Origin of the sequence: Bradyrhizobium sp. 197 (assembly GCF_023073375.1) — a bacterium.
GTDB lineage: Bacteria > Pseudomonadota > Alphaproteobacteria > Rhizobiales > Xanthobacteraceae > Bradyrhizobium.
In genome coordinates this window covers 90,598-96,597 of record NZ_JADPJJ010000053.1, presented here as the reverse complement: position 1 = coordinate 96,597, position 6,000 = coordinate 90,598, and the positions used below count along the sequence as shown (strand labels likewise).

General features: G+C 63.4%; 6 protein-coding genes. 2 read left to right on the top strand and 4 right to left on the bottom strand.

What is annotated here, in order from left to right; translation table 11 throughout:
* Positions 1 to 166: 166 nt before the first annotated feature.
* Together IVB27_RS11400 and IVB27_RS11395 are read right to left on the bottom strand one after the other, a co-directional pair.
* Entirely contained in the window at positions 167 to 661 is a 495-nt protein-coding gene (locus IVB27_RS11400) for a VOC family protein (RefSeq protein ID WP_247443618.1), read from the bottom strand.
* Between the two features lie 90 nt (positions 662 to 751).
* Positions 752 to 1,297, bottom strand: a complete 546-nt coding sequence (locus tag IVB27_RS11395) for a carboxymuconolactone decarboxylase family protein (RefSeq protein WP_247443617.1) — start codon at positions 1,295 to 1,297, stop codon at positions 752 to 754.
* A 136-nt stretch (positions 1,298 to 1,433) separates the two neighbouring features.
* On the opposite strand from IVB27_RS11395, the gene IVB27_RS11390 reads away from it, so the two are divergent.
* Together IVB27_RS11390 and IVB27_RS11385 are read left to right on the top strand one after the other, a co-directional pair.
* Positions 1,434 to 2,633 (top strand): acyl-CoA dehydrogenase family protein, encoded by a 1,200-nt coding sequence (locus tag IVB27_RS11390; RefSeq protein WP_247443616.1) that lies wholly within the window; start codon positions 1,434 to 1,436, stop codon positions 2,631 to 2,633.
* Positions 2,634 to 2,771: 138 nt separating this feature from the next.
* Positions 2,772 to 3,911 carry an acyl-CoA dehydrogenase family protein gene (locus IVB27_RS11385; RefSeq protein ID WP_247443614.1) on the top strand — a complete coding sequence of 380 codons (1,140 nt, stop codon included), beginning with the start codon at positions 2,772 to 2,774 and terminating at the stop codon, positions 3,909 to 3,911.
* A gap of 279 nt (positions 3,912 to 4,190) precedes the next feature.
* On the opposite strand, the gene IVB27_RS11380 is transcribed toward IVB27_RS11385, so the two are convergent.
* Both IVB27_RS11380 and IVB27_RS11375 read right to left on the bottom strand, forming a co-directional pair.
* Positions 4,191 to 5,228, bottom strand: a complete 1,038-nt coding sequence (locus tag IVB27_RS11380) for an amino acid ABC transporter substrate-binding protein (protein WP_247351867.1) — start codon at positions 5,226 to 5,228, stop codon at positions 4,191 to 4,193.
* A 53-nt stretch (positions 5,229 to 5,281) separates the two neighbouring features.
* Positions 5,282 to 5,875 carry a L,D-transpeptidase gene (locus tag IVB27_RS11375; protein ID WP_247443612.1) on the bottom strand — a complete coding sequence of 198 codons (594 nt, stop codon included), beginning with the start codon at positions 5,873 to 5,875 and terminating at the stop codon, positions 5,282 to 5,284.
* Between the last annotated feature and the right edge of the window lie 125 nt (positions 5,876 to 6,000).

Here is a 6,000-nt window from a genome sequence, read left to right as displayed (position 1 = left end):
CATTGTCCCGATGCCCCACACAACTCATCCACAAACTCAGCGTCGCCTAACCGAGCAAACGGACCTGGGCAGTTACGCGCAGCGAAGCAATCCAGACTGCCACCGCGGAAAGATTCTGGATTGCTTCGTCGCTTCGCTCCTCGCAATGACGGGGAGAGAGTGGAGTTTAAGCCTCGCGCTGCTTCAGCAGCTCTTCCAGGTCCAGCCGCTTCGTGACCATCGCAAGCTTTCCGTCCGGCCCGAACGGCCATTGCTCCCTGGGCCGGTCCCGATACAGCTCCACGCCATTCTGGTCGGGATCGCGCAAATACAGTGCCTCGCTGATGCCATGGTCGCTGGCGCCGTCCAGCGCAATGCCGGCCGAGAGCACGCGATGCAGCGCATCCGCCAGCGCAGGCCGTGTCGGATAGAGGATCGCGGTGTGATAGAGACCGGTCGCATCAGGCGGCGGCGGCGAGCCGCCCTTGCTCTCCCAGGTATTGAGCCCGATGTGGTGGTGATAGCCGCCGGCCGAGATGAAGGCCGCGCCGGAGCCCATCCGCTGCATCAGCTCGAAGCCGAGCACGCCGCAATAGAAGCCGAGCGCGCGATCGAGATCGGCGACCTTGAGGTGAACGTGGCCGATCCTGGTGTCGGCATGGACGGCTGGGCTTTGCGACATGTGGCTGCTCCGTTGGTGAATTCCACATAAGGCGAGCCTCGGCACAGCGCTACGGGGCTATCCCGAAACCCAGCGTTTCCGAATCGGCAATCAAGCCAGCTCCTGGTCCTCGCCCTCCGGCAACTCGAACTCGAACGTGTTCAGCGTCATCGACACCATTGTGTAATAGCCGCACAGTCCGATTACCTCGACGACGCCGCGCTCGCCGAGCACCTTCACCGCCTCGTCATAGAGGCCCTTCTCGACGCCGTGGCCCTCGTGCAATGACTTCGCGACGTCGTAGATCATCTTGCCCTTGGGATCGTCGAAGACGGGCGTGCGGCGGTCGCGGATGGCGTCGATGATCTCGGGCTTCATGCCGCCTGCAAGCGCCAGGCGCTTGTGCGCATACCATTCGTAATGCGCGGTCCAGTGCCGCGCCGTCACCAGGATCGCGATCTCCGAAAGTTTTGCGGGGAAGATCGTGTCGTAGCGCAGGACCTCGCCGAGTCGCGTGGCGTGACGGGCCATGTCGGGGCTGTTGAGCCAGGCCATCATCGGCGCCGGCGGCTTGCCGCGTTTGCCGGCAATCGACTCGTCATAGGTCTGCCGCTGGCTCTCGTTCATTTCGCCAGGCGAAAGAAGCTTCAGGCGCATTGTTGTTTCCTCTTTGTTTTCAAGCTTCGCCGTCGCGGCGACTATAGCCGATGCGGGACGCGGAAGTGGTTGAATTCCACGAGGCGATGGCCCAGAGTCGCCGATAACAAGTCGTTTTTGATTGATGGAAACGCCCATGAGCGATGCTGAAAACGCCGATCACGAAACATTCCGCAAGCAAACGCGCGCCTGGCTGGAAGCCAACTGCCCGCCGGAAATGTGCAAGCCCGCGACCTCCGACGCCGACGTCTTCTGGGGCGGGCGTAACGCAAAGTTTGCATCCGAGCCGCAGCGCATCTGGTTCGAGCGCATGCGCGACAAGGGCTGGACCGTGCCGGACTGGCCGAAGGAATATGGCGGCGGTGGCCTCAGCGCTGCCGAACACAAGGTGCTGCGCGCGGAAATGGCCAAGCTGGGTGCGCGGCCGCCGCTGTCGAGTTTTGGCATCTGGATGCTCGGGCCGGCGCTTCTGAAATACGGCAACGACGCCCAGAAGAAGGAGCATCTGCCCAACATCGCCGCGGGCCTGATCCGCTGGTGCCAGGGCTATTCCGAGCCGAACGCCGGCTCCGATCTCGCTTCGCTCCAGACCCGCGCCGAGAGCGACGGCGATGATTTCGTCATCACCGGCCAGAAGATCTGGACGTCCTATGCCAATTATGCCGACTGGATCTTCTGCCTGGTGCGCACCGATTCCGCGGCGAAGAAACACGACGGCATCAGCTTCATCCTGTTCGACATGACCTCGAAGGGTGTCTCGACCAAGCCCATCCTTCTGATCTCCGGCTACTCGCCGTTCTGCGAGACCTTCTTCGACAATGTCCGCGTGCCGAAATCGCATGTGGTCGGCACCGTCAACCGCGGCTGGGACGTCGCAAAATATCTGCTTCAGCATGAGCGCGCGATGATATCAGGCATGGGCGAGCGCGGCGTCGGTCGTCCGCTCGGCCAGATCGCGGCGGATTCCGTCGGCACCGATGCGCTGGGGCGGCTCGACGATCCCATGCTGCGTGGCCGGATCGCCAGCTTCGACGTCGACGAGGCCGCGCTTGCAGCCTGCGCCGAGCGCGCGGTCGACCTCGCCAAGGCGGGTCAGGCGCATCCGGCGTTCTCTTCGGCGATGAAATATTACGGCACCGAGCTCAACAAGCGCCGTTACGAAATTCTGATGTCGGCCGGCGGTGTCGATGCGCTGGAATGGGAGAGCGAGCGTTCGAAGCAAGGCGCCCGGCCACGCGCCTGGCTGCGTACCAAGGCCAACTCGATCGAGGGCGGCACGACGGAGGTCATGCTCGGCATCGTCGCCAAGCGCATCCTCGATCTGCCGGGGGCGTAAGCGAAGTCCTCATCCGGAGGAGCGGCCGTCAGGCCGCGTCTCGAAGATGGCCTCGTGGTTCGAGACGGCGCTGACGCGTCGCCTCACCATGAGGGTCACCACCGAATTCCGCCGAACCGCACTTTGTTGGAGCCCGCCATGGCCCTCGTCCTTACCGAAGAACAATCGATGCTCCGCGACAGCGCGCGCGGGCTGATCAGCGACAAGGCGCCGGTGTCGCATCTGCGCAGCTTGCGCGATAGCAAAGACCCCACCGGCTTCTCCAAGGAGTTTTGGCATTCGTTCGCCGAGATGGGTTTTGCCGGCTTGCTGGTGCCGGAAGAGTTCGGCGGCAGCGGCCTCGGCTATGTCGAGGCCGGCGTGGTGATGGAGGAGATCGGCCGCACGCTGATGCCGTCGCCCTTCCTCGCCACCAGCGTGGTCGCGGCCTCGGCGCTGAACCGTGGCGGCAATGCCGCGCAGAAGTCGGAATATTTGCCGAAGATTTCCAACGGCTCGCTGCTCGCGACGCTCGCGGTCGACGAGGGCGCAAAGCACCGCCCGCTTCAAACCAGCTTGCAGGCGGTGCGCGCCGGCAACGGTTTCAGGCTCTCCGGCGCCAAGGCGCTGGTCGTCGACGGCCATGTCGCCGACCTCCTCATCGTCGCCGCGCGCACCGCGGGCGCTGCCGGCGAGCGCGAGGGGCTGACGCTGTTCCTGGTCAACCCCAAGGCCAAGGGCGTTGCGATCGAGCGCACCATCATGGTCGACGCGCACAATGCGGCGCGCATCGAGCTTGCCAATGTCGAAGTCGATGCCGACAGCGTGCTCGGCGAAATCGACCAGGGTGGCGCGCTGCTCGACGGCGTGCTCGATATCGGCCGCGGCGCGGTTGCCTCCGAAATGGTGGGCTTGAGCGAAGAGGTGTTCAACCGCACCGTCGAGTACCTGAAGAGCCGCAAGCAGTTCGGCAAGCTGATCGGCGAATTCCAGGCGCTGCAGCACCGCGCCGCCGAACTCTATGTCGACATCGAGATCACTCGCGCCGCGACGATGAAGGCGCTTCAGGCGCTGGATACAGACGTTGCCAAGGCCGCCTCAGCCGTCGCAGTGGCAAAGGCCCGCGCCGGCACCACCGCCGCGCGCGCGGTGCAGGAAGGCGTGCAGATGCATGGCGGCATGGGCATGACCGACCAGTTCGACATCGGCTTCTTCATGAAGCGCGCGCGCGTGTGCGAGGAATTGTTCGGGGACGCCAATTACCAAACCGAGCAGTTGGCAAGGGCAAGAGGGTATTGAACTCCATCTCCTCATGGTGAGGAGCCGCGCTCTTGCGCGGCGTCTCGAACCATGAAGGCCCGGCTAGGGCCTGCATCCCTTCGAGACGCGCGTTCCGCGCTCCTCAGGATGAGAGGGAGAGAGCGTCACCCGTTACGTAGGTCGTCATGGCCGAGCGCGTCCCGGCCATCTACGTTCTTAATGTGCCTCAAACGTAGATGCCCGGGACAAGCCCGGGCATGACGAATGAGGATGTGGCGCGAGCCCCGCTCCGCTCGCAATGACGGCGGATAGAGCTCCTTATCTCACCGGCGGCGCGTACTGGACGCCACCGGCGTTCCACAGCTGGTTCATCCCGCGCGGGATCTTCAGCTTGGACTTCTCGCCGATATTGCGCTCGTACATCTCGCCGTAATTGCCGACGTTCCGGATGATGCGGACGACCCAGTCCTTGGTGAGGCCGAGCTGCTCGCCGTAATTGCCCTCGGTGCCGACCAGCCGCATCACTTCCGGCTTCTTCGACTTCAGGGCCTCGTCGATGTTCTCCGAGGAGACGCCAAGCTCTTCGGCGTTGATCATCGCGTACAGCGTCCACTTCACGATCATCATCCAGTCGTCGTCGCGCTGGCGCACGACGGGGGCGAGCGGCTCCTTGGAGATCATGTCCGGCAGGATCATGTGGTCGCCGGGCTTCGACAGGTTGATCCGCAGCGCGTAGAGCTGGGAGACGTCGGCGCTCAGCGTGTCGCATTTGCCGGTGTCGTAGGCTTTCACGACGTCGTCCAGCTTGTCGAACTTCATCTCTTCGTACTTCATATTGTTCGCACGGAAGTAATCCGCGACGTTGAGCGCCGTGGTGGTCCCCGTCTGGACGCACACCTTGCTGCCGGTCAGGTCCAGTGCGGTCTCCTTGTTGCGCGCGCGCGGCAGCATGAAGCCTGCGCCGTCATAATAAGCGACCGCCGGGAAATAGAGGTCATATTCGAGTTCGCGCGCCATGCTCCAGGTCGAGTTGCGCGAGAGGATGTCCACTTTCCGGCTCTGCAATTCCTTGAAGCGCTCGCTGGCATCGAGCGCGACGAATTTCGCCTTGTTCGGATCGTTGAAGATCGCGGAGGCCACCGCGCGGCAGAAATCGACGTCGAAGCCGGTCCAGTTGCCCTTGTCGTCGGGGATCGAAAACCCCGGCAGGCCCTTGTTGACGCCGCACAGCACTTCGCCGCGGCGCACGGTGCGCTTCAGCGTGCGGGTGTCATAGAATTCATAGATGATGGCCAGAACGGCGACCAGCACGGCGACCGCGAGCCCGATCAGCAGGCCGCCTCGAAAAGTGCGCATCATGTTGCTCTCTCGAAAATATCGGGAAAAGGAATTTTGACGAAGCGGGAAGATCAGAGTTCGGGCTTCTGCCGGATGACCACCTTGGTGCCGACAGGGACGCGATCATAGAGATCGGCGACGTCGTGGTTGACGAGCCGGAAGCAGCCCGAGGACACTTTGGTGCCGATCGTGTCGGGCCGATTGGTGCCGTGGATGCGGTAGACCGTGGTGCCGAGATACATGGCGCGCGCACCGAGCGGATTGCCGGGGCCGCCGGCCATGAAGCGCGGCAGATAGGGCTGGCGCTGGATCATCTCCGGCGGTGGCGTCCAGTCCGGCCACTCCTTCTTGTTGGTGATATTCACTAGCCCCTGCCACTGAAAACCATCGCGGCCGACGCCGATGCCGTAGCGGATCGCGCGACCGCCGGGCTGCACCAGATAGAGATGCCGTTCGGCGGTCGAGATGATGAGGGTGCCGGGCGCTTCGGTGGTGCGGAAGTAGACGACCTGCTTCTGCCATTCCGGATCGAGCTCGTAGGCATCGTCGGCGACCAGGCCCGGTTCGTCGCCGCGGTCGGGCTGCTGGGCGGAGGCGTGCGGGATGGCCAGGACCAGGCCGATCGCAGCTACAAATATTCCGGTCAGGCGACGAATATCCGTCATTTCAAGCTCTCCCCGCTGCCACAGCGCAAATCATCAGAAACCATCTGAACCCAGGGGCAGCTTCATGGCAAGTTGATGGCGCGCCCGGCTGGTATGTCACGAGAATGCTTTGGTTTTTTGACGGA